Genomic DNA, 23,090 nt, shown 5'->3' on the forward strand with positions numbered 1-23,090 from the left:
GGAGCGTCATCCAAGCGTTAACTATGGCTGCGCTATCACTGTCGCGGGTCGGGGGACCCCGCAGGGTGAGGGAAAGTGGAGCAGGACCAGCTCGATCAGGACAAGAGGAACGCGAAGCACCGTTCCCGGGTGATGCTCGCCGCGATCTTGCTGGGCCGCGGCCTGGCGATGAACGTGCGCATCCGCAACATCTCGGAGACAGGCGCGCTGGTGGAGGGCGACGTGCTGCCGGAGGTCGGGTCGACCCTGATCCTCCAGCGCGGCAGCCAGGAGGTCGGCGCGGAAGTGATGTGGTCGCGGGCCGGACGGTGCGGCGTGAGGTTCGACGGTCCGATCGTCGTGGCCGAATGGGCCGGTGTCCCGGCGGCCGCGGCAAAGCCGGCCGAGGCCGGTTCGGAGCCGGCGCCGCTGCCGTCGTCGCTGATGCCCAAGCCCGCCTCGCAGGAGGATCCCGAGGCGCTGCTGCCGCGCCGTGTGGGCGAGGAGCTGGCCTATGTGCAGCGGCTCATCCAGAATATCGGCAACGAGCTGGTCGCCAACCCGCTGATCGTGCACCGCCATGGTCGGACGTTCCAGGACTTCGACCTTGCTAGCCAGATCCTCGGCCACCTCGCGCGGGTGCTGACTGCCGACGACCGCGTCGACGCCGCCGAGAAGGTGGGGATGCAGGAATTGAGGAAGCGGCTGCTAAGGTCCTGAGCTTCGCTCAGTGATGCGCGGAGCCGGCGCGCTTGCGCGGCTCGACGAAAAGGCGGCCGGGCAGGATCTCGAAGCTCGGGTCGAACTCGGCATAGTTGCAGAGCAGTTCCTCGCCCTGGGCGATGTCGCGGATCGTGTAGCCGGCATCGGGATCCGAGAAGACCGTGTTGGGCGTCTGCGAGTGATTCATGAAGCGGCCGTTGTCGAGCTCGACGATGAGCTGGTCGGTATCGTGCGGATAGGGATAGGAATAGCGCTCGACGAACGCCTGGAAGAGCGGCGGCAGCGTTTCGATTTCGCTGACGTGGATGAGACGGTCGAGGCCCGGTGCGAGCTGCCAGATCCGTGTTCCCGAGGGGATCGGCTCGGCGGCGAACACGCCCACGCCCTCGATCGGCGAAGGAGCGACGTAGGTCGGCACGAGCATCATCTTCGGATACCTCGGTGGTTCAGGTGAGGGCGCAACGCTCTTGCGGGGAAATGTCTCCCGCGGGTTGATACCATGTTCGGATGGCTTCCAGAAAAGAACCGATACGGTGAAAACATCTTGACAGCGTGATGCTGATATGGCACCAGGAGACCAGGCTGGCGAATTGCGAGTCGGGTGATTGGCCCGGCGTCGCCAGCGGGTGGAGAAAGATGAGGCCGGGTGCCGCGAGGCGCGCCGGCCTTTTTGCTGGCGGGGTCGAGCGATGGCGAAGACGGAGAAGGGGCTGGAGCTGGCTGGAGGCAAGGTGCCGCGGTTGAGGAAGCCGGCGCGGAAGGCATTCACCAAGGCGAAGCAGGACCGCTTCCTGGCGGCGCTGGCGGCGACCTGCAACGTGAGCGCCGCGTGCCGGTCGGCGCGGGTGAGCGACACCTGCGCCTACGAGCACCGGCGCAAGAATGCCGCTTTTCGGGCCGGCTGGGCGGAGGCGGTGCGGGAGGCGTATGGGCGGCTCGAGCTGATGACGCTCGAGCGGATGATGAATGGGACGGTGACAACCCGAACCCGCGCCGACGGCAGCGTCGACAAGACCCACGAATATCCGAACGCGATCGCGCTGCAGCTGCTGCGGCTGCACCGGGCGACGGCCGCTGAGGCGGAGCAGGTGCATGACGCGGAGGATATCGAGGAGGTGCGCGAGCGGCTGGCGCAGCGGATCGAGCGGCTGCGCATCCGGGTGCAGAAAGAGGCAGGACGGGGATGAGCCGGATCGCAGAGCTGCGGCGGCAGACCATGATGCTCATCGACCAGCCGCCGGAAGTGGTGCGCGCCTTTTTCGCGAAGATGACGCCGGCGGACTTGCTGCGCTACGACGCCGACTTCGAGAGCTGGGCGCATGACAGCCAGATCGAGCCCGAGGAGGAGGGCTGGCGAACCTGGCTGATGATGGCCGGGCGCGGCTACGGCAAGACGCGGGCCGGGGTGGAATGGATCAGCCGGCTGGCGACCCAGCGCGGCCGCCCGGTGCGGATCGCGCTGGTCGGCGCCACAGAGCTCGACGTGCGGCGGGTGATGGTGGAAGGCGAGAGCGGGCTGCTGGCCGTGGGTGCGGGGATCGGGCGGCGGCCGGCGTGGGAGCCGAGCCTCGGACGGCTGACCTGGCCCGGCGGGAGCGTGGCCGAGATCTTTTCGGCCGAGGCGCCGGAGCGGCTGCGCGGGCCGCAGCATCATTTCGCCTGGTGCGACGAGCTAGCCAAATGGACGCGCGCCGAGGAGACTTGGGACAATCTGCAGATGACGCTGAGGGCGGGCACGCGGCCGCGGGTGCTGGTGACGACGACGCCGCGGGGCGGACGGGCAGGCCCGCTGCTGAAGCGGATCGACGCGGAGCCGCGGACGGTGACGACGCGGGGGCGGACCGACGATAATGTGACGCTGCCGACGGCGTTCCTCGATGCGATGCTCGCGACCTATGGCGGCACGCGGATCGGGCGGCAGGAGCTGGACGGCGAGCTGATCGAGGATGTCGAAGGGGCGCTGTGGACGCGCAGCCTGATCGAGGACTGCCGCGTTCCTGCACGGGGGCTCCTACAACACCCTGCGGGTGCCGGGGAGGATTTGAGGCGCGTCGTCGTCGGGGTCGATCCGCCCGCTTCTGCCACCGGGGATAAATGCGGGATCGTGGTCTGCGGGCTCGGGGCGGACGGCCTTGCCTACGTGCTGGCGGATCGCAGCGCCGGCGGATTGTCCCCCGAAGGTTGGGCGCGGCGAGTGGCGGCGACGGCGGAAGCCTGGGGCGCAGAGCGGGTGGTGGTGGAGAACAACCAGGGCGGCGAGATGGTGGAGAGCGTGCTGCGCACGGTCGATGCGGCGCTGCCGGTGCGGCCGGTCCGCGCCCGCTACGGCAAAAGCGAGCGCGCCGAGCCGGTGGTGATCCTGTTCGAGCAGGGGCGGGCGAAATTCGCCGGCGCTTTTCCGGAGCTGGAGGATGAGCTGTGCGGCATGATGACCGGCGGGGGCTATGAGGGGCCGGGCCGCTCGCCGGACCGGGCCGACGCGATGGTGTGGGCGCTGAGCGAGCTGATGCTGGGCAAGGCGCGAGCGGAGCCGCGGATCCGGGTGCTGTGAGGGGCTGCTTTCGACCGGTTGCGGATGTTTGCGCCGTCAGGAACTCGGGAAGCGTCCTTGCCGCGGCGGTTCCTGGCCGGTTAAGCCTGCTCCTATGAAGCTCGACCATATCGTGCTGCTTGTGGGCAGCCTTGAAGCCTCGCTTCCTTATTATGAGACTTTGCTGTCCGCGCTCGGCTTCGAGAAGAGCCGCGACCATGTGTGGGGCAATGGTGACGGCGTCTATTTCGACTTCAAGGAAGCGACGGAGCCGGGCGAAAGGTATCGCCGCTACGGCATCGGCCTCAACCATCTCGGCTTCACCGCGCCCTCCAAGGAGGCGGTGGAGGCGGTGGCCCAAGCAATGCAGGCCGGGGGGTTCGAGGTGCCGGCGCTGCAGCGGCTCGGCAATAGCTGGGCGCTGTTCATGAAGGATCCCGACGGGATGCGGTTCGAGATCACCTATTACGCCTGAGCGCACAGACTTCCCGGGGCCGCCGGTTTCCGGCCGTTGCGGACATCGCAGCCAGCAGCGATCATAGTCCGGTGCGGCGCTCGATCCTGGTCATTGGTGCTTTGGCCGCCAGCTGCGCGCCGAGTCCCAAAGGGTTCGGTGCTCCGGACGGTGGCGAGCTGCGCCAGGCTCGTGGTGTCATCCACCAGGTCGGAAGCTCGAATATTTGCGAAACCGATCGGGACGTCATCCAGGGCATGAGCACGTGGCGGATCGGCGAGTGCCGGGCGGTCGTTTTCAGGCTCGTTCCGGTCAGAGGTGCCGCGGTTGAGTTGGTCGATCTGGTGCTGCGGATCGACGATGAGAACGCGATAGCCGACGAGCACATCCCGTTCGGGCTCATCGATCCACTGGAGCACGGCATCGTCCCCAGTGAGGGAGACCCGCCAGCGCAAGGCACGGTCTCTTACGAAAGGGTGCGGACGAGAGATGGGATGGTCAACATCGTCCGCTCTTTCAGACCCGTCGCATAGCTCGGCTCACCAAGACGAAAGGTCCGCCCCCAACCCGGGGAAGAGATGCCAGCGCCCAGGAGGCGTGCAGCTTGATCGCCGAGGCGTCGGCGCTCGTCGCGGATGCACCATGCCGGTCGATCACCTTGCCGATCCCGTCGCTGGGGCGGTGCGTGGCGATTGGATCAGGGCCATGCAGTGAATGCGTTCCGACCGACCGTCGCACAAGGCGAAGGCTCGGCCGGGGCGTCCATGCGGTTTCGGAAGACCCAAGGAAAAGAGCGCCCGCTCCCCGACCAGAGGAGCGGGCGTTCGTGCGCTTACTTGCCGAGCAGGACGGCGTCGACGACGTGGATGACGCCGTTCGACTGCATCACGTTGGCGATCGTCACCTTCGACTTGCCGCCGTTCGCGTCGGTGAGGATGAGAGCGTCGCCGTCCATCCAGGCGGTGAGCTTCTGGCCCTCGACCGTGGTGAGCTCGGCCTTGCCGCCGCCGGCCTTGATCTTGGCGCCGATCTCGGTCGCGGTCAGGCGGCCCGGGACGACGTGATAGGTGAGCGCCTTGGTCAGCATGCCCTTGTTCTCGGGCTTGAGCAGGGTGTCGACGGTGCCGGCGGGAAGCTTGGTGAAGGCTGCGTTGGTCGGCGCGAAGACGGTGAAGGGGCCGCCGCCATTCAAGGTGTCGACCAGACCGGCCGCCTTGACCGCGGCGACGAGGGTAGTGTGATCCTTCGAATTGACCGCATTCTCGACGATCGTCTTGGTCGGATACATGGCGGCGCCGCCGACATCCGGATTCTTCTTTTCGCCCAAGGCGAAGGCGCCCGAGCTCAAGAGGGCGGCACAAGCAATGGCGATAGCAGACTTTTTGGTGAGACTAAGCATGGTTCCAATCCCCCAGATTGAGCAGCGCTGAGTCGACTGCGCCTACTTCCGTAGTCTCTTTGCAGTGGTGAGAACAGCAGGGGCTTATTCTACAAGGATATTTTCTTGCTGACTTGGGTGAGTAAAGATGGGGGCGAGGTGCTAAGCTTCTGCACTTAAAGTCTATTTGCTCGAATTGGCCGAGCGTGGACGTGGAGTGGTCGCGCGGCGAACGGTCGACGGCCGCTTGATACAATCCATATAGGTAAAAACATCTTGACAGCGTGACGCTGTTATGGCACTAAGTAGTCAGGCTGGAGAATTGCGAGTCGGGGCCGCCAAGTGCCCGCTTCCGCTCCTGCCGGCACAATCTGGAGAGGCTGATGAAATGGTTCGGGCGCAAGGCCGGGCGGGTTGCCGCGCGGCCTTTTCTGATGCGCGGGTGGGCGGCGGCGGGGGCCGAGCTGCCGCGCAGCTACGAGGCGCAGGTGCGGGAGGCGTATCTCGGCAACGCGGTCGCGCAGCGGGCGGTGCGGCTGGTGGCCGAAGGGATGGCCTCGGCCGCAATCTATGAGGAAGAGAAGGAGGGCAGCGCCTCCACACGATCAGGGCGGGCAGTCTCCCTGATCAAGACTTCATTGCTGGAGACGGTAGCGGCGCAGCTGCTGCTGCATGGCAATGCGTTCGTGCAGATCCTCTGCGACGCGGACGGGGTGCCGGCGGAGCTGTTCGCGTTGCGGCCGGAGCGAGTGACGGTAGAAGCGGACGCGAGCGGGTGGCCGGCGGCCTATGTCTACAAGGCGGGCGAGACCAAGACGCGGCTGGCCGCCCGGGACGGGCTCGGGCGGCCGTCGCTGGTGCACCTCGAGGCGATGCATCCACTCGACGACCATTATGGCCTCGGCTGCCTCGGCGCCGCGGCGGGGGCGGTGGCGATCCACAATGCGGCGACGCGGTGGAACAAGGCGCTGCTCGACAATGCGGCGCGGCCCTCCGGAGCTTTGGTCTATGCGCCCGAGGACGGGGCGACGCTGTCGCCGGAGCAATATGAGCGGCTGACGGCGGACCTGGAGGCGAGCTTCATGGGCAGCGCCAATGCCGGGCGGCCGATGCTGCTCGAGGGCGGCATGCGGTGGCAGGCGATGAGCCTGTCGCCTGCAGACATGGATTTCGTCGGGCTGAAGGCGGCGGCGGCGCGGGAGATCGCGCTCGCCTTTGGGGTGCCGCCGATGCTGCTCGGGCTGCCGGGCGATGCGACCTACGCCAATTACCGGGAGGCGAACCGGGCCTTGTGGCGGCTGACGATCCTGCCGCTGGCGGAGAAGATCCTCGGCGAGCTCTCGACCGCGCTGGGGGCCTGGTGGCCGGGGGTGCGCCTCAGGATCGACGTCGACCAGGTGACGGCGCTGGCGGAGGACCGGGAGCGGCTGTGGGCGCAGGTGAGCGGGGCCGATTTCCTGAGCGCCGAGGAGAAACGGGAGATGCTGGGGTTCAGCCGCACTCTCGGTCTGGAGACCGCGTCATGACCAATCCGAATGCGTCGATGCTGGCGCTGCTCGTCGCGCAGGCCGAGGGGCAGGGGGCGGACCTCGTCACGCTGCGCGCGCTGATCGAGGAGGCGAGCGAGGTGGGAGCGGAGCGGGCGCTGGGCGCGCTCGGCCTCAGGGACGAGAGCGCGCGGCGGGACATGGACGAACTGCGCGAACTGCTGCGGGCGTGGCGGGACGCGAAACGCAGCGCGTGGAAGGCGGTGGTGACATGGGTCGTTCGGGTGGGGCTGGCGGCCCTGCTGGTCGGCATGGCGGTGAAGCTCGGCCTGACGGACCTGCTGCCATGAGGTTCGCCGGCTATGCGGCGGTGTTCGACCGCCCGGACCGGGGCGGTGACGTGGTGCGGGGCGGCGCCTTTGCGCGCAGCCTCGAGCGGGGTGGCGGGCGCGTGCCCCTGCTCTGGCAGCATGAGGCGGGGCGGCCGATCGGGCGGATCGAATACCTGCGCGAGGATAAGAGGGGCCTGAGGGTGATCGGGCGGCTTGTCGATGCGCGCGCGGCGGCCCTGCTGAAGGAGGGGGCGGTGAGGGGTTTGAGCTTCGGCTACCGGGTGCGGGAGGCGAAGGGGGAGGCGCCGCGGGAGCTCCTGGACCTTGAGCTGGTCGAGGTGAGCCTGGTGACATTCCCGATGCAGCCGAAGGCACGAGTGCATGCGCTGAGCGAGACGGTATAGCAGGGGAATGCCGACCATCCTGCTGCTCGCCCTCTCGAACATATTCATGACGATCGCCTGGTATTGGCACCTCAAATACGGGATGTCGAAGCCGCTGCTGATCGTGATCGCGGTGAGCTGGGGGATCGCGCTCGTCGAATATTGCTTCGCGGTGCCGGCCAATCGGATCGGCTATGCGGGCGGGTGGAGCGGGGCGCAGCTGAAGGTGGCGCAGGAGGCGATCGCGCTTATCGCGTTCGGCGGGTTCATGGTGCTGGTGCTGGGCGAGCCGCTCGGCTGGCGGCATCTGGGCGCGTTCGCCTGCCTCATGGCGGCGGTGGCCTTCCTGTTCGCGGGGAAATGAGCGCGCGCGGCTGAGGCCGCGATTTCATCAAAGGAAGAAGGTGGATCCCGGATCAAGTCCGGGATGACGGTTTGGTGTGTCTGAAATCAACGGGAGAGACGGGCATGTTTGAAGTGAAGCAGGATGCGTTGGAGGCGTCGTTCGAGGCGCTGGAGCGGCAGGATGAGGAGGTGGCGCAGCTTCGGGAGGAGATGGCGCAGCTGAAGAGCCGGATGGATGCGCAGGCGGTGGCCGCCGGGCGGCCGGCGCTGAGCGGGGGGACCGAGCGGAAGTCGGCGTTCGTCGAGAGCTATCTCAGGAAGGGGATCGAGAGCGGGGTCGAGCTGAAGGCGATGGTCGGCACCTCGGAGGCGGCGGGGGGCTTTGCAGTGCCGGAGGAAATCGACGCGCAGATTGACCGGGCGCTCACAGCGATCTCGCCGATCCGGGCGATCGCCAATGTCGTGAAGGTGGGATCGGCCGGCTACCGCAAGCTGGTGACGACCGGCGGGACGCCTTCGGGCTGGGTCGCGGAGGATGCGGGGCGGCCGGAGACGGACACGCCGGTCTTCGCCGAGATCGCGCCGCCATTCGGCGAGCTCTATGCCAATCCGGCGGCGAGCCAGGCGATGCTCGACGATGCGGCGTTCGACGTGGAGAGCTGGCTGGCGAGCGAGATCGCGACAGAGTTCGCGCGGGCGGAAGGAGCGGCGTTCGTCGCCGGCTCGGGCGTCAACCGGCCGAAGGGGTTCCTGGCGGCGCCCACCAGTGCGGCGGCGGACGGCGCGCGTCCATTCGGGACGCTGCAGTTTGTGACGTCGGGCGCGGCCGGCGGGTTCGCGGCGTCGAACCCGCAGGACCGGCTGATTGACCTCGTCCAGGCATTGCGGCCGCCGTATCGGCAGGGCGCCGTGTTCGTGATGAATTCGGCGACGGCGGCGCGGATCCGCAAGTTCAAGACGGCGGACGGGGCGTTTCTGTGGCAGCCGGGGCTGGTGGCGGGGCAGCCGGATACGTTGCTCGGCTATCCGGTGGTCGAGGCTGAGGACATGCCCGATGTAGCGGCAGACTCGCTGTCGATCGCGTTCGGCAACTTCAGGGCAGGCTATCTGATCGCGGAGCGGACGGAGACGCAGATTCTGAGGGATCCCTACACGCACAAGCCGTTCGTGCATTTCTACGCGACGAAGCGGGTCGGCGGGCAGGTCTCCAACAGCGAGGCGATCAAGCTGATGAAATTCTCGGCCTGAGAAGCCCCTCCCCAACCCATCCCCTGAAGGGGAGGGGCTTTTGCGCCGCGCCGGCTTCCTCCGGCGCGGCGTTTTCTTTTGCTCGGAGACGATGATGGCGGATCAGTTTGAGGGTTTTTCCGACAGCGTGTCGGGGCCCGCGACGCGGGCGGCGGCGGTGGTGCCGCATGATGTCGATGCGCTGCCGGAGGTGCCGAAGGCGCTTTACGTTGGCACCGGCGGGACGGTGACGTTGCGCGGTGCCGGCGGCGGCAGGGACGTCGAGTTCAAGAATGTGGCGTCGGGATCGTACCTGCTGGTGCGGGCGCAGTTCGTCCGTGCGACGGGGACGAGCGCGGCCGATATCGTGGCCTTGTTCTGATGCTGCGGCTGACACCCGGCTCCCCGGCGGTGCAGCGGCGGGCGGAGACGTCTCCGGCGCCCGCGCCGATTCCCGAGACGACGCGTGTGTCGCCGATCGGCGACAGCTGGACGGCTTGCAACGAGGCGATCATCTCGCGGAACGGCGCGGGCTCGCCTGTGCCGGGGGACGACTGGACGCTCCAACTCGCCGGCGCGCTCGGCTTCGCGCATTCGACGGCGCCGGGCGGGAGCGGTGCGGCGTCGGAGATCGTCGTTCGCTGCGGTTATGGCGGTGCCCGGACCGGCACCATCAAGGACGACTGGCTGGAGATCACGGCCGCCGATCCATCGCGCAAAGGCGATATCAAGCTGCTCTGGCCGGGGCGGAACGACGTCGGTGATGCAACCGGCGACGCCAACGCCATCGCCGGAGTGGATGCGATCATCGCGGACAGCTCGAATGACCTGATCACGCTCGCCATCCCCTATGCAGGAGTGGGAATCGCCGCAGGCACTGCCCATGGGAGCATCCTTCGACAGCAGCGGATTGCCCGCAATTACTGGCGGACCAAGCGGCGCTTCGTGCATCCGCTCAACTTCGACTTCATGGGACTGGATGACGGCGACGGGAGCGATGCCCAGAGCATTCAGGTGGCCGGGATGCAGGCGCCGGGGCTGATGTTCCAGAGCGCGGCCGCGGATTAGAACCATCCCAACTGGCGGGCGCAGCCTAGGATCGCGGCGGCGCTGCAGCCGGTCGTCGAGGCGATGCTGCATCGAAGCGTCTATGTGCGGCGGCAGCAGATACCGGACGTGCCGTTCGACCTGGCGGCAGGCGCGACGATCGAGGTTTATATGGAGGGCTTCGTCACCTCCGTCGCGATCAGCGCCGATGATCCGGTGCAGCCGGGGCTGTTCACGATCCGGATGAAGGCAGGATCGAACAAGGTCGCTGAGCTGGTGCGGACGGCGGCCGAGCCGGGCGGAATGGACCGGATCCTATATCTCGAGATCGAGGCGACCGGTCGCGACACGAGCGGCAATGTCGTCACGCACAGCCAGACCATCCGGGTGAAGCCCAGCGTGGTCGGCGCTGCGGCGACGGCGCCGGTCGGCTGCACCCTCGTGCGGGATCCGCATACGACGGTCGGGTCGCGGCGCACCCCGATGATGATCGGCAGCGCCTCGCCCTGGGTGGACGGGCCGGCATTCAGCTTCGTGCTGAACGCGCGCTTCCTCGAGGACGGCCTGGTCAACCAAGTGTTCGCGATGGATGGCCTGGCGGTGCTCGTGCAGCGCAATGCCGCGCACCGGATAGTGGTGAGGATCGAGGACAGCGCGGGGGCGGTCGCGATCAACTGGACCTCGACCGGGCCGCTGTTCAACAGCGCCGCCGGCCTGTGCTGGTTCGCCTTCTCCTGCGACCTTGCCGGAAGCGGCGCGGCGCGGATGTGGGGCTGGACCGCCGGAACGGGAGACGTCGACCTGAAGCCGGCCTCGCCTACGATCGTGGTCGGCACCGGATCGATCGATCTCGGCGCCACCAAGCCGAGCTGGGGCTCGACCGGTGTCGCGGCCGAATTGAGGGCCGCGATCCGGCGGGAGTGGATCGACAACCGCTATTTCGACTTCGCGCAGGCGACCGAGCGGCGCAAGTTCTGGAAAGCGGACGGGACGCCGGTGGATCTCGGCCCGGAGGGACGGGTGGACGGCGTGCGGCCGGCCTACGACCTCTATACCGGCACACCGGGCGATTATCTCGACGGGTTCAACCGCGGCCATGCCGAGGCGCCGGCGGTGAACGACACATGGGGCCTCGGCCTCCCCACCAACCTCGATCCGCTGCCCTTCTGAGCAGCCAAGGACGGACAGGATGACATCAGTGTTGGAGCCGCCGGCGCTTGGCCAGGCGGTCGCAGAGGCCAAGGCGTATCTGCGCATCGAGGGGAGTTATGAGGACGCGCTGCTGGAGCGGCTCGCGGGGAGCGCGGCGGCGCTGTGCGAGGCGTTCCTCGGCCAATGGCTGGTCGTGCGCGAGGGCGCGGAGACAGTGCCGGCGCGGACAGGCTGGCAGCGGCTGAGGGCGCTCCCCGTCGGGTCGATCATGGGCGTCGACAGCATCGGCGTGGACGGCAGCTCGGACGCGCTGGCAGCAGGGACTTATGAAATCGACATCGATGCGGCCGGCGGCGGCTGGGTGCGGATCACGTCGCCAGGCGACGCACGGCGCGCGCGGGTGCGGTTCGAAGCCGGCATGGCGGCCGACTGGGCCGCATTGCCGGAGCCGCTCCGGCAGGGGATCGTGCGGCTGACGGCGCATCTCTACACCCATCGCAGCCTAGACGGCGGGGCGGGGCCGCCCGCGGCGGTGACCGCCCTGTGGCGGCCGTGGCGGCGACTGGGGCTCGGCCCCGTCGAAAGGCTGGCGCATGTTTGAGCGGCTGATGGAGCGGGCTACACGGGCTGCCGCGGAGCGGGCGGAGGCGAAGGTGCGGGAGATCGAGAGCGATCTGAAGGGACAACTGCCGCCGGGCGTGTCCGGCGAAGCCGCAGGCGACGCGGTCGTGCTCTTCGGACGGGGATTGATGCGGCGCTACGTGACCGATCCGCTGCTGCGCGCGCTGCTGGCGAGGCGGTCATGAGCGCTGGCGTGGAGCTGCAGGCGGCAGCGATCGCGGCGCTGCAGGGCGTGGCGGAGCTTGGCACGGTCCACGAAGGGCAGCCGCTCCAGGCGGTCGTGCGCTATGCGGTCGTCGAAGCGGGACCGGAGACGGATTGGGGACATAATAGCGGCGCCGGCCGGGAGGTGCGGCTGGCGGTCACGTTAAAGGACGAGGGCGAGAGGCCGGGGCGGTTGCGACGGCTGATGGCCGATGTGGAGGCCGTGTTGAGCAGTCTGTCAGCGGTCGCCGGCTGGCAGCTGGTGACGATGCGCTTCCTCTCCAGCCGCGTGGCGAGGGATCGTCAAAGTGGCTGGATCGGCCTCGTCGAATTCAGGGCGCGGTTGCTGGCGCTCTAGCTCGACGGCGGGGTGTGGGCGGCAAGGGTGCTGCGGTAGCGTTCCTTGGCGCCTTCCTGGAGGTCGACGACCCAGTCGACCGCCGATTGCTCGGCCTCCTTACGCGGCGTCTTCATGCCGACATAGTGGGCAACGATCGCGCTCTTCAGCGCCGTCTCCTGGGCGGCGCAGTCGGTCGACATGGCCGCGTCGAACTTCGTGGCCTCGGCCTTCGCGGCGATTTCGCTTTCATGCAGCTTCTGCAGGCATTGCTCATAGGCCTTGCGGGGCTGAGTCATGCCGTCGGCGCCGCCGGCAGCTGCAAGCGCGGCGATCAGTGCAAGTGAAAACATCCCGTTCTCCCACTTACAAACTGTTGAGACTGAGGAGCTTATAATATGAGCGCAGAAAAGGGTAGCGCCTTTCTCCTGAAGATCGGCAATGGCGCGAGCCCGCCCGTCTATGGGACAGTTGCGGGGCTACGCACCACGCAATTGTCGATCAATGGCGAGGCGGTGAACATTACTTCCAAGGATTCCGGCGGCTGGCGCGAGCTGCTGTCCGGGGCGGGCGTGCGATCGGTGACGGTGGCGGGAAGCGGCATCTTCACTGGATCGACGGCGGAAGTGCGGCTCAAGGCCAATGCGCTCGGCGGCGCGATCGACGATTACGAGCTGAGCTTCGAGAGCGGAGAGCGGATGCAGGGCCGGTTCCTGGTGACGCGGCTCGACTATAGCGGCGACTATAATGGCGAGCGCAACTATACTTTGAGCCTGGAAAGCTCCGGGCCGGTGGCGTCGCTGTGAGCGCAAATCCGGCGCGCGGGGAGGCGGCGCTCCTGGTTGCGGGTGAGACCCTGGTGCTGCGGCCGAGCTTCGAGGCGCTGGTGGCGGCGGAAGAGGAGCTGGGGCCGCTGTTCGCGCTGGTCGAACGGGCGGCATCCGGCGGGCTGAAGCTCGCCGAGATGATCGCCTTGTTCTGGCATTGCTCCGACGGGCGCTTTCCGCGGAAGCGGGTCGGCGCAGCGGTGGCGGAGGGCGGGCTCGCTAAGGCGACGCCGGTGCTGAAGCTGCTGTTGATGCAGATCCTGCAGGGCCGTGGCTGAGTTCGCGGCAGCCGCATCGCGCATGGCGGGGCTTGCCGGCGCCTTGCTCGGGTGGCGGCCTGAGGAATTCTGGAAGGCGACGCCGGCCGAGCTGGCGGCCGTGCTCGGGGCACTGGCGGGGGAGAGCGAGAGCGCCTCCGCCGGCGACCTCGAGCGCTTGATGAGGATGTTTCCGGATGGATGAGGAGATCGAGCGGCTTGTCGTGAGCGTGCGCGCCGACACCGGCGCGTTCGCGCGCGACGTGGCGGAGATGCGGGCGAGCCTGGAAGGGTCGCTTGCCGCCGGCGTCGATCGGGCGGGGCGGGCGATCGAAGGTGCGCTGCTGCGGGCGGTGAGGACCGGCTCGCTGGGGTTCGAGGACCTGAAGCGGGTGGCGCTGTCGGTGCTCGGCGAGATTACGGCGGCATCGATTCGGACTGGAGGCGGCGGCTCGGCTGGCGGGCTGATCGGCGTGGCGGGGCAGGCGCTGGGTGCGCTGCTCGGCCTGCCGGGCCGGGCGACGGGCGGGCCGGTGGCGCCAGGGCGCGCCTATGTGGTTGGCGAGCGTGGACCGGAGCTGTTCGTGCCGACGTCGAGCGGGCGGGTGGAGACGGGCGCGCGGGGCACGCGTGACATCAGGATGAGCATTACCGTCAATGCGCTCGGATCGGAGCCGCAGGCGCTGGCGGCGTCGAGCCGGCAGGTGGCGCGTGCCGTCCGCACCGCGCTGATGCGCGTCGACAGCTGAGGATCGGAACCAATGGCACATTGGCTGGCGCCTGCCGGCGCGGCGAAGACACTCGGGCATCTGAAGCGGTTCGACGCGCGCTATTGGACCGTCAATTTCCCGCGGCCGATGATGGCGAGCGTGGTGACGACCGGGCCGAACGCGCTGAGGGTCGACGCGGCCTTCTACCGGCAGGACGATCTGGCGGGGCTGATCTGGGAGGCGGAGGACCGGTTCGACCACCCGCTGCTGCGCTACGAGACGGCGCGCGATTTCCGGACCTGCCGGTTGCGGTTCCGCTGGCGAAGCGCGAGACTGAAGCCGCTCGACGCGGTGGACGGGCCGACGCTGACGATCGAGGGCCGGGACGCCGCCGGCAGCCCGCGGAGCTGGTTCGTGCGGCTGTGGAACTATGCCGAGGGGACGCCGGAGGATGCGGTGGTCGATCTCGACTTCGGGAACCTGGACGGCGGGTTCCTGCTGCCCGAGGAGGCGGATCCGGTCTGGGCCGGGGACGTCGACCGGATGTTCATCTCGCTGGTGCCGCCGGGCTTCACGCGCACGGACGCGCCGCTGGCGGAGGCGGCGGAGGGGTGGGCGGAGATCAGCGAGATCGCCTGCGACGGGGCGGGATCGGTGCTGTCGCTCGGCGACGCGATCATGCCCGAGCACCGGCTGCGGATCGCCACCGGATATGACGATCTCTATCACCTGACGCCGGCGCGGCTGCTCCGGAACGTGCTGCAGCTCGGCTATCGCAGGCCGATCAACCATTATGTCGGGATGAGCCACTATTTCCGGCTCGGGTTGGATTTGGAGGTGACGGGCTCGGGCACGGCGGTGCTGAACGGACCCTGCGCGGCCTGGCACCGGGATTTCGCGGAGCGGGCGAAGGCGCTCGGATATGAGCTGATCCTGTCGCTCTCCTACGAGCTGCTCGACCAGCATTGCCCGGAGGCGTGGAAGCAGAGGTTCGCGGACGGCACGCCGGCGCTGACCGGCTGGGTGCCGGCTTCGGCCTTGCTGTCGCCGGCGAACGGGGAGGCAATGGCTTATCTTCAGGACGTCGCGCGGGCCTTTGCCGCGATCGCGCGGGATGCGGGACTGGCGGTGAGGTTTCAGGTCGGCGAGCCGTGGTGGTGGGTGGCGGCGGACGGGCGGATCGCGCTCTATGACGATGCAGCGGTGGCGACGTTTGCGCCGGTGCCGATCGCCGACGTGAGGGCGGCGCTTGATGAGACGCAGACGGCGACGCTCGATGCGGCCGGCGCGGTGCTCGCGGGATCCACAGGGGCGCTTTGCGCAGCGGTGAAGGTGGAAGCGCCGGACGCCGAGACGCTGCTGCTGGTCTATCTGCCGACGGTGCTGGAGGGCGCGGAGGTCAGGCGCGCCAACGTGCCCGCAGTATGGGCGTCGCCGGCTTTCGATATACTCCAGCTTGAGGATTATGACTGGGTGACCGGTGGGCGCGGCGGCGCGACCGCGGGTGCGGCGGAGGCGATGGCGGCCCGGCTCGGCTATCCAGCCGAGGACCAGCATTATTTCGCCGGCTTCGTGCTGCGGCCGGAGGACAAGGCGCAATGGACCCTGATCGCGGCAGCGGCAGAGGCCGCCTTCGCGCGCGGGGCGAGCGAGACGTTCGTCTGGGCGCTGCCGCAGGTGCTGCGGGACGGGTTCACCTGGTTCGAGATAGGGGAGACGGCGGTGGAAGCTTTCGAGGACGTGCGGTTTCCGATCGCGATCGGGCGGGAGGCGAGCGTCGAGCCGGCTTTCTCCACGGCGGTGGTGGCGACGGCGAACGGCGCCGAGCAAAGGAACAGCGAATGGGTCGATGCGCGGCTGCGCTTCGACGCCGGTCCCGGAGTCAGGGGCGAGGCCGAGCTTCAGGAGCTGATCGGCTTCTTTCGGGCGCGGCGCGGGGCTGCCATCGCATTCCGCTTCGAAGATCCGTTCGATCATGAAGCGGAGGACCAGCTGCTGGGCGCAGGCGATGGCGTCCGCACCGAATATCCGCTGGTGAAGCGCTATGGCTCGCAGGTGCGGCGGATCACGCGACCGGTAGCGGGGAGCGTTCGGCTTTTCCTGGATGGGGTGGAGCGGGTGAGCGGCTGGACCCTGCACGACAAGGGGCTGATCCGGTTCGAAGAGGCGCTGCCGGACGGCGCCGAGGTGCGGGCGAGTTACAGCTTCGACGTTCCCGTGCGCTTCGCCGAGGACCGGCTCATGCTCAGCCGCGCGACGTTCCAGGCAGGCGAGGCGGCGAGCGTGCCGCTGATCGAGGTGAGGGAGTGATGGCGGCCTTCCTGGAGCCCGATCTCACCACGATCGCTTTCTGCTGGCGTGTCGAGCGGCGCGACGGGGTGGCGATCGGCTTCACGACGCACGACCGGGAGCTGCACATCGACGGCCTCGCCTATCGCGCCGCGCCCGGCATGCTCCCCTCTGCGATCACATTGTCGGACCGGTTCGAGCCGGACACGCTGGACGTGGCCGGTGCGCTCACCAGTGATGCGATCAGCGACGAGGACCTCAAGGCGGGGCGCTGGGACGGCGCGGCGGTGACGATCTTCATGGTGGACTGGGCCGATCCCGAGGGCGAGCGGCTCCATTTGGCGCGCGGGGAGCTCGGCGAAGTGGCGGTGAAGGGAAGCGCGTTTCAAGCCGAGCTGCGCGGACCGACGGCGATGCTGGAGCGGGCGGTGGTCGAGCAGACCTCGCCGGAATGCCGGGCCGAACTTGGCGACAAGAGATGCAGGGTCGACATGGGGGCACGAGTGCGGGTGACGCGGATCGTGACGGTGCCCCACGAGGACCAGCTTGAGGTTGCGAGCTTCGCGGGCGAGGCGAACGCTTATGGCTATGGCCGGCTGCGCTGGATCTCGGGTGCGAACAGCGGGCTGGAGAGAGCCGTGCTGAAATCGGCCGGCGCGCTGTTGACGCTGCGCGAGCCGCCTCATTTCGCGGCTGCTGTCGGCGACCTTGTCGAGCTGCATGAGGGCTGCGATCGGGCGTTCGCCACCTGCCGCTCGAGGTTCGCGAACGCGCTGAACTTCCGAGGCGAGCCGCATCTGCCCGGCATGGACCTGCTGACCCGTTATCCAGGCGCCTGAAAGCCAAACGACATGACGAGAAGAGAGATCGTCGCCCGGGCGCGGGCGCTGATCGGTGTTCGATTCCGGCCGCAGGGACGGTCGGCGGAGCTGGGACTGGACTGCCTAGGAGTGGCGGCGATGGCGATGGGCGTGGCGAAGGAGAAGGTCCGTCGGGACTATAGCCTCGATTCGAACGACCCGGGCCGGGTCGACCATGAGATCGGGGACGCCGGGTTCATCCGCATTGCACCCGTCGCGGCGGCTGCGGGCGACATGCTGCTCGTGAGAACCGGCCCGACCGGCCTGCACGTCGTGATCCTCACCGGCGACGGCTATGTTCATGCCGACATGCGCCCTCGCAAAGTGGCGGAAGTCCCGGGGGACGTGCCCTGGCCCGTCCTGTCCGCCTGGCGCCATCCCATGGTCGCGGCGGAGGATCCGTTCGCTCCCGAGCTGGTGGGCGACAGCCGGATGGTGCACTGATGGCGACCATCGTTCTCCAGGCTGTCGGCAGCGCTGTCGGCGGACCGATCGGCGCCGTGATCGGATCGACGGTCGGGCAGGCGATCGACGCATCTTTGTTCGGCCCCAAGCCGCGGCAAGGGCCCCGGCTCGGCGAGCTGGCGGTCCAGACCTCCTCCTACGGGACGGCTATCCCGAAGCTGTTCGGCACGATGAGAGTGGCGGGGACGGTGATCTGGTCGACCGACCTGAAGGAAAGGCGCTCCACCTCAGGCGGGGGCAAGGGGCAGCCGAAGAGCGTCGACTACAGCTATTCGGCATCCTTCGCGGTGGCGCTGTCCGGCCGGCCTATCGTGGCGGTGCGGCGGATCTGGGCGGACGGCAAGCTGCTCCGCGGCGCGGCGGGTGACTTCAAGAGCCCCACCAAGTTTCGACTCTATCGCGGGGAGGAGGACCAGCCGGTCGATCCGCTGATCGCCGCAGCCGAAGGACAGGGAAACAGCCCGGCTTACCGCGGCACGGGCTATGCCATGTTCGAGGATCTTGAGCTGGCGGACTTCGGGAATCGAATTCCGTCGCTGACGTTCGAAGTTGTCGCCGACGCGGGGACGGTCGTCATCGGCGACCTCGCACAGGAACTGAGCGCAGGCGCGGTCGCCGCAGGCGAGACGCCGTCGGTCGGCGGATATGCGGCGAGCGGCGACAGCGTGCGCGCTGCGATCGAGGCGCTGAGCGATGTCGTGCCGCTGTCACTGATCGACGATGGCGAGAGGCTCGTCATGACGACGACGGAGGGGGCGGGACTGGAGCTCGGGTCGGCCGAACTTGGCGCGGGAGGTAAGCGAAGCGAGTTCGTGCGGCGGCCGGCGGGAAGCATCGCCGGCGAAGTGACGATCGCCTATTATGAGCCGGCGCGCGACTACCAGACCGGGCTGCAGCGGGCTTCGCGTGGGGGTCCGATGCAACGGACCTACCGCAGGGCGCTGCCGGCGGCGATCGGATCCGACGTAGCCAAGAGCTTTGCCGAACATCGCCTCGCGACACTTTGGGCAGCGCGAGTGGGCGGCACCATCCGGCTTCATTGGCGGCGGAGCGCGCTGCGTCCAGGCGCATTGGTGCGGATCGAGGGCGAGCCCGGGCTCTGGAGGATCGCGCGCTGGACGCTGCAGCATATGGTGGTCGAGCTTGAACTCGCGCGCGTGCCGGGCGGCATGCCGATCGCGGCATCTGAGCCCGGGCGGCCCGTGGCGGAGCCGGACCTCCGCCATGGTCCGACCTCCGTGATGCTGCTCGACCTGCCGCTCTACCGGGACGATGCGCCGGAGCGGCCGCAGCTCTTCGTCGCTGCCGCCGGCGCGGAGAGCGGATGGCGGCGCGCAGACCTGCTGGTGAGCTACGATGGCGGCGCAAGCTGGACTGCTGCGGGCTCGACGGCGGCTCCGGCGGTGATGGGAACGGCGGTGGACATGTTAGCACCGGGTGGTTCGGCATTGTTCGACGATAGAGCGAGCCTCGAGGTCGAGCTGCTCAATGAAGCGATGTGGCTCGAAGGGCGCAGCGACGATGCTCTCGTCGGCGGCGCGAATTTGGCGCTGATCGGCAGCGAGCTCGTGCAATTCGGCCAGGTCGAGCCAATCGGAGCCGGACGTTTTCGGCTCTCCCGGCTGCTGAGGGGTCGGATGGGCACCGAACATGCGGCGACGATGCACCAGGCTGGCGAGCCGTTCCTGCTGATCGAGCGCGATGCACTGGCAGTAATTGAGCCTCCGGCGGGGGTGGTTGGCGGCGCCGTACGGCTGCTCGCCCTCGGGCGCGAGGATGAGGATGGCGCGGCAGCGGACCTGATCCTCGCCGGCGAAGCGCAGCGGCCGCCCGCGCCGGTTCATCTCAGGGCGGAGCGACGCGCGAGCGGCGATCTCGCGCTGAGCTGGGTGCGGCGGAGCCGCAGGGGCTGGTCCTGGCTGAGCGGCAGCGACACGCCGCTGGGCGAGGAGCGGGAGGCCTACCGGCTGGAGATCGCCGGCGGCGGGTTCACTCGGACCCTCGAAACGGGCACGGCGGACTATCTTTATTCGCTTGCCGAACAGGTGGCCGACGGTGCGTCCGGGGCTGTCGAGGTGCTGGTCGTCCAGCTCGGCACGCATGGTCCGTCCCGCCCGGCAATGATGACGATCCAGATCTGAGCGGAGACGAAGATGAGCGAGAGCAGCGCGAGGTTCCACCTGCCCCTGATCCAGCCGGGGCAGGCGCAGAAGGAGGTCTTCCACAACGAGGCGCTGGCCTTGATCGACGCGGCCCTGCATGCGGCGGTGGAAGAGGGGCCGCTCGCCGCCCCGCCTAGCGCTCCGGCGGATGGCGCGTGCTGGCTGGTTGCGGCGGAAGCGACCGGCGCATGGTCGGGAAAAGACGGCCATATCGCTGCGTGGACCAGCGGCGGCTGGCGGTTCGTCGCGCCCCGAGCCGGAATGCACGTCTGGGATAAGGCGGCGGGGTTTTCGAGGCGCTGGACGGGAAGCGGCTGGAACGGCGGCGAGATGGCGGTCGCGACGATCGAGATCGGGGGCCAGCAGGTCGTCGGCGTCCGCCAGCCGGACGTGCCAAGTCCTTCTGGAGGAACGATAATTGACATCGAAGCGCGTGCGGCGATCGACGCAATCACTGTGGCACTAAAGTCACACGGCTTGATCGATTGAACTTTTTTGGTCTTCTCCTGAAACCAATGCGGGTCGCAAGCTTTGAGCGGCTGTCTGCTGGGGGGCCTTGGTGTTCACCTTAAACTGAGGCTTTTCGGCAACATTTGTGGGGATAAGCGTGCTTGCGCGGAAACTCCGCTTACCGTAATGAGTTCAAGGTCGTCCCCGTTGGGACGCATAAGAAAGGGGAAGATTTATGCGGAAGCTCGCCATTGCAGTGGCGCTGTCATCCACCATGCTCGCGACCCCGGCACTGGCCCGTGACGGCGCCTGGTATGTCGGTGGCGAATTTGGTCCGATGATCGTCGAGGACATCGACGTCGATATTGGAACCACCGAAGACGCACTGACGATCGATCATGAATATGGTTATGACGGATCGATCTTCGCCGGTTACGATTTCGGCGCGTTCCGTGTGGAAGGTGAAGTCTCCTACAAGAAGGCTGACCTCGACCGTGTCCAGACGCAGGTTCGCCTGCCGGGTCAGGGCGCGAACTTCACCACCGACAACATCGCCGGCGGCAACACCAACGCCCTGAGCTTCATGCTGAACGGCATGCTCGACTTCGGCGATGATGAAGGCGTCAGCGGCTTCGTCGGCGGCGGCGTCGGCATCGCCCGCGTCGAGTTCGACAATGCGCGCGTGTTCGACAACCAGCCTCCCTTCCTCAACGACAGCGACAGCCGCTTCGCGTGGCAGGTGATCGCCGGCGTTCGGCAGGCGATCAGCGACAATGTCGACGTCCAGCTGAAGTATCGCTTCTTCAACGTCGACGATGTCGGCATGGAAGCGTTCAACGGTGGCGACAGCAATTCGCGGCTGCGGTCGCACAGCCTTCTCGGCGGTGTGATCTTCAACTTCGGTGGCGCCGAGCCGCCGCCGCCGCCGCCGCCGCCGCCGCCGCCTCCCCCGCCGCCGCCTCCGCCTCCGCCTCCGCCGCCGCCGCCTCCGGTGGTGCCGCAGGGTCCCTTCATCGTCTTCTTCGATTGGGATCGTTCGGACATCACGCCGCAGGCTGCCGCGATCCTCGACAACGCCGCCGCTGCCTACCAGCAGACCGGTTCGGCGCAGGTCGTGCTCGCCGGCCACGCGGACCGCTCGGGTTCGGCGCAGTACAACGTGGGTCTGTCGCAGCGTCGTGCCGACGCAGTGCGGTCCTACCTCGCCGGTCGCGGCGTGTCGGATGGCGCGATGACGACCGAAGCGTTCGGCGAGAGCCGTCCGCTGGTCGAGACCGCCGACGGTGTCCGCGAGCCGCAGAACCGGCGCGTGGAAATCACCTTCGGTCCGGGTTCGGGCATGTAAGGGCCTTCGATCGAAGTTCGTCTTCGATCGAGCTGAAATGGAAGGAGCCGGTCCGAAAGGGCCGGCTCTTTTCCTTTATGGTCGGCAGCCCGCCCGCTTTGGACGAACGCGGGACGCCGAGCTGCCAAATCCCCTATTATGCGCCTGAGAGCTTTGATAAGCGGGCGTGACTTTTCCTCTTCAGGGACGTTCCATGCGCATCGCGATGATCGGAACCGGCTATGTCGGGCTGGTTTCCGGAGCCTGCTTCTCCGACTTTGGCCATCACGTCACCTGCGTCGACAAGGACGCATCGAAGATCGACGCTCTGTGCCGCGGCATGATGCCGATCTTCGAGCCTGGGCTCGACCAGCTGGTCGAGCGCAACGTGCGCGGCGGCCGCCTCGCATTCACGACCGATCTGGCCGAGGGCGTAGCGGAAGCCGACGCCATCTTCATTGCGGTGGGCACGCCGTCGCGCCGTGGCGACGGGCATGCCGATCTCAGCTATGTGTTCGGCGCCACAGAGGAGATTGCGCGGGCGCTGAAGAAGCCGGCGGTCGTCGTCACCAAGTCGACGGTTCCGGTCGGCACCGGCGACGAGGTCGAACGGATCATCCGCGAGACCGCTCCCAATGCCCGGGCATGGGTCGTCTCCAACCCCGAATTCTTGCGTGAAGGGGCGGCGATCGAAGATTTCAAGCGCCCGGACCGCATCGTCGTCGGAACCGACGAGGACGAGGCTGCCGAGATCATGCGGGAGGTCTACCGCCCGCTCTATCTCAACAAGGCGCCGCTTGTCGTCACCAGCCGCCGCACGGCCGAGCTGATCAAATATGCAGCGAACGCCTTCCTCGCGACCAAGATCACGTTCATCAACGAAATGGCCGATCTGTGCGAGGCAGTGGGCGCCGACGTGCAGGACGTGGCCCGGGGCATCGGCCTCGATAATCGGATCGGTCCCAAGTTTCTGCACGCAGGTCCCGGCTATGGCGGGTCGTGCTTCCCCAAGGACACCGTCGCGCTGCTGAAGACCGCGGAAGACTATCAGGCACCGCTGCGCATCGTGGAGTCCGTCGTCGCCGTGAACGATCAGCGCAAGCGCGCGATGGGCCGCAAGGTGATCCAGGCGCTCGGAGGCGAGGCGCGGGGCAAGATCGTCACCCTGCTCGGCCTAACCTTCAAACCGAATACCGATGATATGCGTGACGCCCCGTCGCTGAGCATCGTCCAGGCCCTGCAGGACGCAGGCGCCGACGTGCGCGGCTATGACCCGGAGGGGGTCGACCAAGCCAAGTCGATGATGCGCGACGTCGATTATTTCGAGGATCCCTACAAAGCCGCGGAGGGCGCGGATGCGGTCGTGCTGGTGACCGAATGGGACGTGCTGCGCGCGCTCGATCTTCGCCGTCTGGCGGCCACGATGAGCCAGCCGATCCTCGTCGATCTGCGCAACGTCTATCCCCCTGAGGATGTGGAAGAGGCAGGGCTGCGCTGGTTTGGCATCGGCCGGGCGCCGCGGGGCGACTGACGGGCGCAACTGTTTC

30 protein-coding genes are annotated in these 23,090 nt (G+C 67.9%); 26 read left to right on the forward strand and 4 right to left on the reverse strand.

What is annotated here, in order from left to right:
• Positions 1 to 75 precede the first annotated feature (75 nt).
• Positions 76 to 699: a PilZ domain-containing protein gene (locus AC5JBD_RS00535; protein ID WP_495719800.1), complete on the forward strand. Its 624-nt coding sequence runs from the start codon at positions 76 to 78 to the stop codon at positions 697 to 699.
• Positions 700 to 706: 7 nt separating this feature from the next.
• Here AC5JBD_RS00535 and AC5JBD_RS00540 read toward each other — a convergent pair whose 3' ends face one another.
• Positions 707 to 1,129, reverse strand: coding sequence for an SET domain-containing protein (locus AC5JBD_RS00540; protein WP_495719801.1), 423 nt, complete (start codon positions 1,127 to 1,129; stop codon positions 707 to 709).
• Between the two features lie 262 nt (positions 1,130 to 1,391).
• On the opposite strand from AC5JBD_RS00540, the gene AC5JBD_RS00545 reads away from it, so the two are divergent.
• The 3 genes from AC5JBD_RS00545 (at position 1,392) to AC5JBD_RS00555 (ending at position 3,707) form a co-directional block, all read left to right on the forward strand.
• A complete protein-coding gene (locus AC5JBD_RS00545) occupies positions 1,392 to 1,889 on the forward strand; it encodes a hypothetical protein (protein ID WP_495719802.1) in 498 nt (165 codons plus the stop codon).
• Positions 1,886 to 3,253: a DNA-packaging protein gene (locus tag AC5JBD_RS00550; RefSeq protein ID WP_495719803.1), complete on the forward strand. Its 1,368-nt coding sequence runs from the start codon at positions 1,886 to 1,888 to the stop codon at positions 3,251 to 3,253. Before AC5JBD_RS00545 ends, AC5JBD_RS00550 begins: the two co-directional genes overlap by 4 nt.
• Before the next feature lie 94 nt (positions 3,254 to 3,347).
• Positions 3,348 to 3,707, forward strand: coding sequence for a VOC family protein (locus tag AC5JBD_RS00555; protein WP_495719804.1), 360 nt, complete (start codon positions 3,348 to 3,350; stop codon positions 3,705 to 3,707).
• Here the strand turns inward: AC5JBD_RS00555 and AC5JBD_RS00560 are convergent.
• Both AC5JBD_RS00560 and AC5JBD_RS00565 read right to left on the reverse strand, forming a co-directional pair.
• Positions 3,698 to 4,105: a hypothetical protein gene (locus AC5JBD_RS00560; protein WP_495719805.1), complete on the reverse strand. Its 408-nt coding sequence runs from the start codon at positions 4,103 to 4,105 to the stop codon at positions 3,698 to 3,700. The genes AC5JBD_RS00555 and AC5JBD_RS00560 overlap by 10 nt on opposite strands.
• Before the next feature lie 413 nt (positions 4,106 to 4,518).
• Complete coding sequence (locus tag AC5JBD_RS00565) at positions 4,519 to 5,085, reverse strand: fasciclin domain-containing protein (protein WP_495719806.1); 567 nt, start codon at positions 5,083 to 5,085, stop codon at positions 4,519 to 4,521.
• A gap of 362 nt (positions 5,086 to 5,447) precedes the next feature.
• Between AC5JBD_RS00565 and AC5JBD_RS00570 the strand changes: the two genes are divergently transcribed.
• From AC5JBD_RS00570 to gp17, 11 genes are all read left to right on the forward strand, one after another.
• The gene (locus AC5JBD_RS00570) at positions 5,448 to 6,590 is read left to right on the forward strand and encodes a phage portal protein (RefSeq protein WP_495719807.1); all 1,143 of its coding nucleotides are present in this window, start codon (positions 5,448 to 5,450) and stop codon (positions 6,588 to 6,590) included.
• Positions 6,587 to 6,901 carry a DUF6127 family protein gene (locus AC5JBD_RS00575; RefSeq protein WP_495719808.1) on the forward strand — a complete coding sequence of 105 codons (315 nt, stop codon included), beginning with the start codon at positions 6,587 to 6,589 and terminating at the stop codon, positions 6,899 to 6,901. Before AC5JBD_RS00570 ends, AC5JBD_RS00575 begins: the two co-directional genes overlap by 4 nt.
• A complete protein-coding gene (locus AC5JBD_RS00580; protein ID WP_495719809.1) occupies positions 6,898 to 7,287 on the forward strand; it encodes an HK97 family phage prohead protease in 390 nt (129 codons plus the stop codon). The genes AC5JBD_RS00575 and AC5JBD_RS00580 overlap by 4 nt, the downstream gene beginning before the upstream one ends.
• A 7-nt stretch (positions 7,288 to 7,294) precedes the next feature.
• Complete coding sequence (locus tag AC5JBD_RS00585; protein ID WP_495719810.1) at positions 7,295 to 7,630, forward strand: DMT family protein; 336 nt, start codon at positions 7,295 to 7,297, stop codon at positions 7,628 to 7,630.
• A 104-nt stretch (positions 7,631 to 7,734) separates the two neighbouring features.
• Positions 7,735 to 8,859, forward strand: a complete 1,125-nt coding sequence (locus AC5JBD_RS00590; RefSeq protein WP_495719811.1) for a phage major capsid protein — start codon at positions 7,735 to 7,737, stop codon at positions 8,857 to 8,859.
• 94 nt (positions 8,860 to 8,953) lie between these two features.
• A complete protein-coding gene (locus AC5JBD_RS00595; protein ID WP_495719812.1) occupies positions 8,954 to 9,220 on the forward strand; it encodes a spike base protein, RCAP_Rcc01079 family in 267 nt (88 codons plus the stop codon).
• Entirely contained in the window at positions 9,220 to 9,906 is a 687-nt protein-coding gene (locus AC5JBD_RS00600) for a hypothetical protein (protein WP_495719813.1), read from the forward strand. Before AC5JBD_RS00595 ends, AC5JBD_RS00600 begins: the two co-directional genes overlap by 1 nt.
• Positions 9,907 to 9,969: 63 nt before the next feature.
• Positions 9,970 to 11,055, forward strand: coding sequence for a hypothetical protein (locus AC5JBD_RS00605; RefSeq protein ID WP_495719814.1), 1,086 nt, complete (start codon positions 9,970 to 9,972; stop codon positions 11,053 to 11,055).
• A 19-nt stretch (positions 11,056 to 11,074) separates the two neighbouring features.
• Positions 11,075 to 11,638 (forward strand): head-tail connector protein, encoded by a 564-nt coding sequence (locus AC5JBD_RS00610; protein WP_495719815.1) that lies wholly within the window; start codon positions 11,075 to 11,077, stop codon positions 11,636 to 11,638.
• A gap of 7 nt (positions 11,639 to 11,645) precedes the next feature.
• Positions 11,646 to 11,843, forward strand: a complete 198-nt coding sequence (locus tag AC5JBD_RS00615) for a hypothetical protein (protein ID WP_495719816.1) — start codon at positions 11,646 to 11,648, stop codon at positions 11,841 to 11,843.
• Entirely contained in the window at positions 11,840 to 12,220 is a 381-nt protein-coding gene (gp17, locus tag AC5JBD_RS00620; RefSeq protein WP_495719817.1) for a tail completion protein gp17, read from the forward strand. The genes AC5JBD_RS00615 and gp17 overlap by 4 nt, the downstream gene beginning before the upstream one ends.
• Here gp17 and AC5JBD_RS00625 read toward each other — a convergent pair.
• Positions 12,217 to 12,552 (reverse strand): hypothetical protein, encoded by a 336-nt coding sequence (locus AC5JBD_RS00625; protein ID WP_495719818.1) that lies wholly within the window; start codon positions 12,550 to 12,552, stop codon positions 12,217 to 12,219. The two genes, gp17 and AC5JBD_RS00625, sit on opposite strands and share 4 nt — an antisense overlap.
• A gap of 45 nt (positions 12,553 to 12,597) precedes the next feature.
• Between AC5JBD_RS00625 and AC5JBD_RS00630 the strand changes: the two genes are divergently transcribed.
• The 11 genes from AC5JBD_RS00630 to AC5JBD_RS00680 all read left to right on the forward strand — a co-directional run bounded on the left by AC5JBD_RS00630 (position 12,598) and on the right by AC5JBD_RS00680 (position 23,074).
• Positions 12,598 to 13,005, forward strand: a complete 408-nt coding sequence (locus tag AC5JBD_RS00630) for a phage tail tube protein (RefSeq protein WP_495719819.1) — start codon at positions 12,598 to 12,600, stop codon at positions 13,003 to 13,005.
• Positions 13,002 to 13,304, forward strand: a complete 303-nt coding sequence (locus tag AC5JBD_RS00635) for a gene transfer agent family protein (protein ID WP_495719820.1) — start codon at positions 13,002 to 13,004, stop codon at positions 13,302 to 13,304. The genes AC5JBD_RS00630 and AC5JBD_RS00635 overlap by 4 nt, the downstream gene beginning before the upstream one ends.
• Positions 13,297 to 13,488 carry a phage tail assembly chaperone gene (locus AC5JBD_RS00640; RefSeq protein WP_495719821.1) on the forward strand — a complete coding sequence of 64 codons (192 nt, stop codon included), beginning with the start codon at positions 13,297 to 13,299 and terminating at the stop codon, positions 13,486 to 13,488. The genes AC5JBD_RS00635 and AC5JBD_RS00640 overlap by 8 nt, the downstream gene beginning before the upstream one ends.
• Positions 13,481 to 14,032, forward strand: coding sequence for a tail tape measure protein (locus AC5JBD_RS00645; protein WP_495719822.1), 552 nt, complete (start codon positions 13,481 to 13,483; stop codon positions 14,030 to 14,032). Before AC5JBD_RS00640 ends, AC5JBD_RS00645 begins: the two co-directional genes overlap by 8 nt.
• Before the next feature lie 12 nt (positions 14,033 to 14,044).
• A complete protein-coding gene (locus tag AC5JBD_RS00650) occupies positions 14,045 to 16,303 on the forward strand; it encodes a phage distal tail protein, Rcc01695 family (protein WP_495719823.1) in 2,259 nt (752 codons plus the stop codon).
• Positions 16,303 to 17,121 (forward strand): phage/gene transfer agent baseplate hub protein, encoded by an 819-nt coding sequence (locus AC5JBD_RS00655; RefSeq protein ID WP_495719824.1) that lies wholly within the window; start codon positions 16,303 to 16,305, stop codon positions 17,119 to 17,121. The genes AC5JBD_RS00650 and AC5JBD_RS00655 overlap by 1 nt, the downstream gene beginning before the upstream one ends.
• A gap of 12 nt (positions 17,122 to 17,133) precedes the next feature.
• Positions 17,134 to 17,586 carry a C40 family peptidase gene (locus AC5JBD_RS00660; RefSeq protein WP_495719825.1) on the forward strand — a complete coding sequence of 151 codons (453 nt, stop codon included), beginning with the start codon at positions 17,134 to 17,136 and terminating at the stop codon, positions 17,584 to 17,586.
• Positions 17,586 to 19,748, forward strand: a complete 2,163-nt coding sequence (locus AC5JBD_RS00665; protein WP_495719826.1) for a phage tail protein — start codon at positions 17,586 to 17,588, stop codon at positions 19,746 to 19,748. The genes AC5JBD_RS00660 and AC5JBD_RS00665 overlap by 1 nt, the downstream gene beginning before the upstream one ends.
• A 12-nt stretch (positions 19,749 to 19,760) precedes the next feature.
• A complete protein-coding gene (locus AC5JBD_RS00670) occupies positions 19,761 to 20,258 on the forward strand; it encodes a DUF2793 domain-containing protein (RefSeq protein WP_495719827.1) in 498 nt (165 codons plus the stop codon).
• A gap of 196 nt (positions 20,259 to 20,454) precedes the next feature.
• On the forward strand, positions 20,455 to 21,564 hold the full coding sequence (locus AC5JBD_RS00675) for an OmpA family protein (RefSeq protein ID WP_495719828.1): 1,110 nt from the start codon (positions 20,455 to 20,457) through the stop codon (positions 21,562 to 21,564).
• Between the two features lie 193 nt (positions 21,565 to 21,757).
• Complete coding sequence (locus AC5JBD_RS00680; protein ID WP_495719829.1) at positions 21,758 to 23,074, forward strand: UDP-glucose dehydrogenase family protein; 1,317 nt, start codon at positions 21,758 to 21,760, stop codon at positions 23,072 to 23,074.
• The last annotated feature ends 16 nt before the right edge of the window (positions 23,075 to 23,090 follow it).

It is taken from the genome of Allosphingosinicella sp. (assembly GCF_059502505.1).

Excerpts from the sequence above, each read along its gene's own strand:
- AC5JBD_RS00570 (WP_495719807.1), top strand. The coding sequence starts at position 5,448 with ATGAAATGGTTCGGGCGCAAGGCCGGGCGGGTTGCCGCGCGGCCTTTT.
- AC5JBD_RS00600 (WP_495719813.1), top strand. The coding sequence starts at position 9,220 with ATGCTGCGGCTGACACCCGGCTCCCCGGCGGTGCAGCGGCGGGCGGAG.
- AC5JBD_RS00540 (WP_495719801.1), bottom strand. The coding sequence starts at position 1,129 with ATGATGCTCGTGCCGACCTACGTCGCTCCTTCGCCGATCGAGGGCGTG.
- AC5JBD_RS00565 (WP_495719806.1), bottom strand. The coding sequence starts at position 5,085 with ATGCTTAGTCTCACCAAAAAGTCTGCTATCGCCATTGCTTGTGCCGCC.
- AC5JBD_RS00575 (WP_495719808.1), top strand. The coding sequence starts at position 6,587 with ATGACCAATCCGAATGCGTCGATGCTGGCGCTGCTCGTCGCGCAGGCC.
- AC5JBD_RS00625 (WP_495719818.1), bottom strand. The coding sequence starts at position 12,552 with ATGTTTTCACTTGCACTGATCGCCGCGCTTGCAGCTGCCGGCGGCGCC.
- AC5JBD_RS00680 (WP_495719829.1), top strand. The coding sequence starts at position 21,758 with ATGCGCATCGCGATGATCGGAACCGGCTATGTCGGGCTGGTTTCCGGA.
- AC5JBD_RS00655 (WP_495719824.1), top strand. The coding sequence starts at position 16,303 with ATGGCGGCCTTCCTGGAGCCCGATCTCACCACGATCGCTTTCTGCTGG.
- AC5JBD_RS00675 (WP_495719828.1), top strand. The coding sequence starts at position 20,455 with ATGCGGAAGCTCGCCATTGCAGTGGCGCTGTCATCCACCATGCTCGCG.
- AC5JBD_RS00610 (WP_495719815.1), top strand. The coding sequence starts at position 11,075 with ATGACATCAGTGTTGGAGCCGCCGGCGCTTGGCCAGGCGGTCGCAGAG.
- AC5JBD_RS00585 (WP_495719810.1), top strand. The coding sequence starts at position 7,295 with ATGCCGACCATCCTGCTGCTCGCCCTCTCGAACATATTCATGACGATC.
- AC5JBD_RS00580 (WP_495719809.1), top strand. The coding sequence starts at position 6,898 with ATGAGGTTCGCCGGCTATGCGGCGGTGTTCGACCGCCCGGACCGGGGC.
- AC5JBD_RS00645 (WP_495719822.1), top strand. The coding sequence starts at position 13,481 with ATGGATGAGGAGATCGAGCGGCTTGTCGTGAGCGTGCGCGCCGACACC.
- AC5JBD_RS00555 (WP_495719804.1), top strand. The coding sequence starts at position 3,348 with ATGAAGCTCGACCATATCGTGCTGCTTGTGGGCAGCCTTGAAGCCTCG.
- AC5JBD_RS00660 (WP_495719825.1), top strand. The coding sequence starts at position 17,134 with ATGACGAGAAGAGAGATCGTCGCCCGGGCGCGGGCGCTGATCGGTGTT.
- AC5JBD_RS00665 (WP_495719826.1), top strand. The coding sequence starts at position 17,586 with ATGGCGACCATCGTTCTCCAGGCTGTCGGCAGCGCTGTCGGCGGACCG.
- AC5JBD_RS00615 (WP_495719816.1), top strand. The coding sequence starts at position 11,646 with ATGGAGCGGGCTACACGGGCTGCCGCGGAGCGGGCGGAGGCGAAGGTG.
- AC5JBD_RS00670 (WP_495719827.1), top strand. The coding sequence starts at position 19,761 with ATGAGCGAGAGCAGCGCGAGGTTCCACCTGCCCCTGATCCAGCCGGGG.
- gp17 (WP_495719817.1), top strand. The coding sequence starts at position 11,840 with ATGAGCGCTGGCGTGGAGCTGCAGGCGGCAGCGATCGCGGCGCTGCAG.
- AC5JBD_RS00605 (WP_495719814.1), top strand. The coding sequence starts at position 9,970 with ATGCTGCATCGAAGCGTCTATGTGCGGCGGCAGCAGATACCGGACGTG.
- AC5JBD_RS00595 (WP_495719812.1), top strand. The coding sequence starts at position 8,954 with ATGGCGGATCAGTTTGAGGGTTTTTCCGACAGCGTGTCGGGGCCCGCG.
- AC5JBD_RS00630 (WP_495719819.1), top strand. The coding sequence starts at position 12,598 with ATGAGCGCAGAAAAGGGTAGCGCCTTTCTCCTGAAGATCGGCAATGGC.
- AC5JBD_RS00545 (WP_495719802.1), top strand. The coding sequence starts at position 1,392 with ATGGCGAAGACGGAGAAGGGGCTGGAGCTGGCTGGAGGCAAGGTGCCG.
- AC5JBD_RS00550 (WP_495719803.1), top strand. The coding sequence starts at position 1,886 with ATGAGCCGGATCGCAGAGCTGCGGCGGCAGACCATGATGCTCATCGAC.
- AC5JBD_RS00590 (WP_495719811.1), top strand. The coding sequence starts at position 7,735 with ATGTTTGAAGTGAAGCAGGATGCGTTGGAGGCGTCGTTCGAGGCGCTG.
- AC5JBD_RS00650 (WP_495719823.1), top strand. The coding sequence starts at position 14,045 with ATGGCACATTGGCTGGCGCCTGCCGGCGCGGCGAAGACACTCGGGCAT.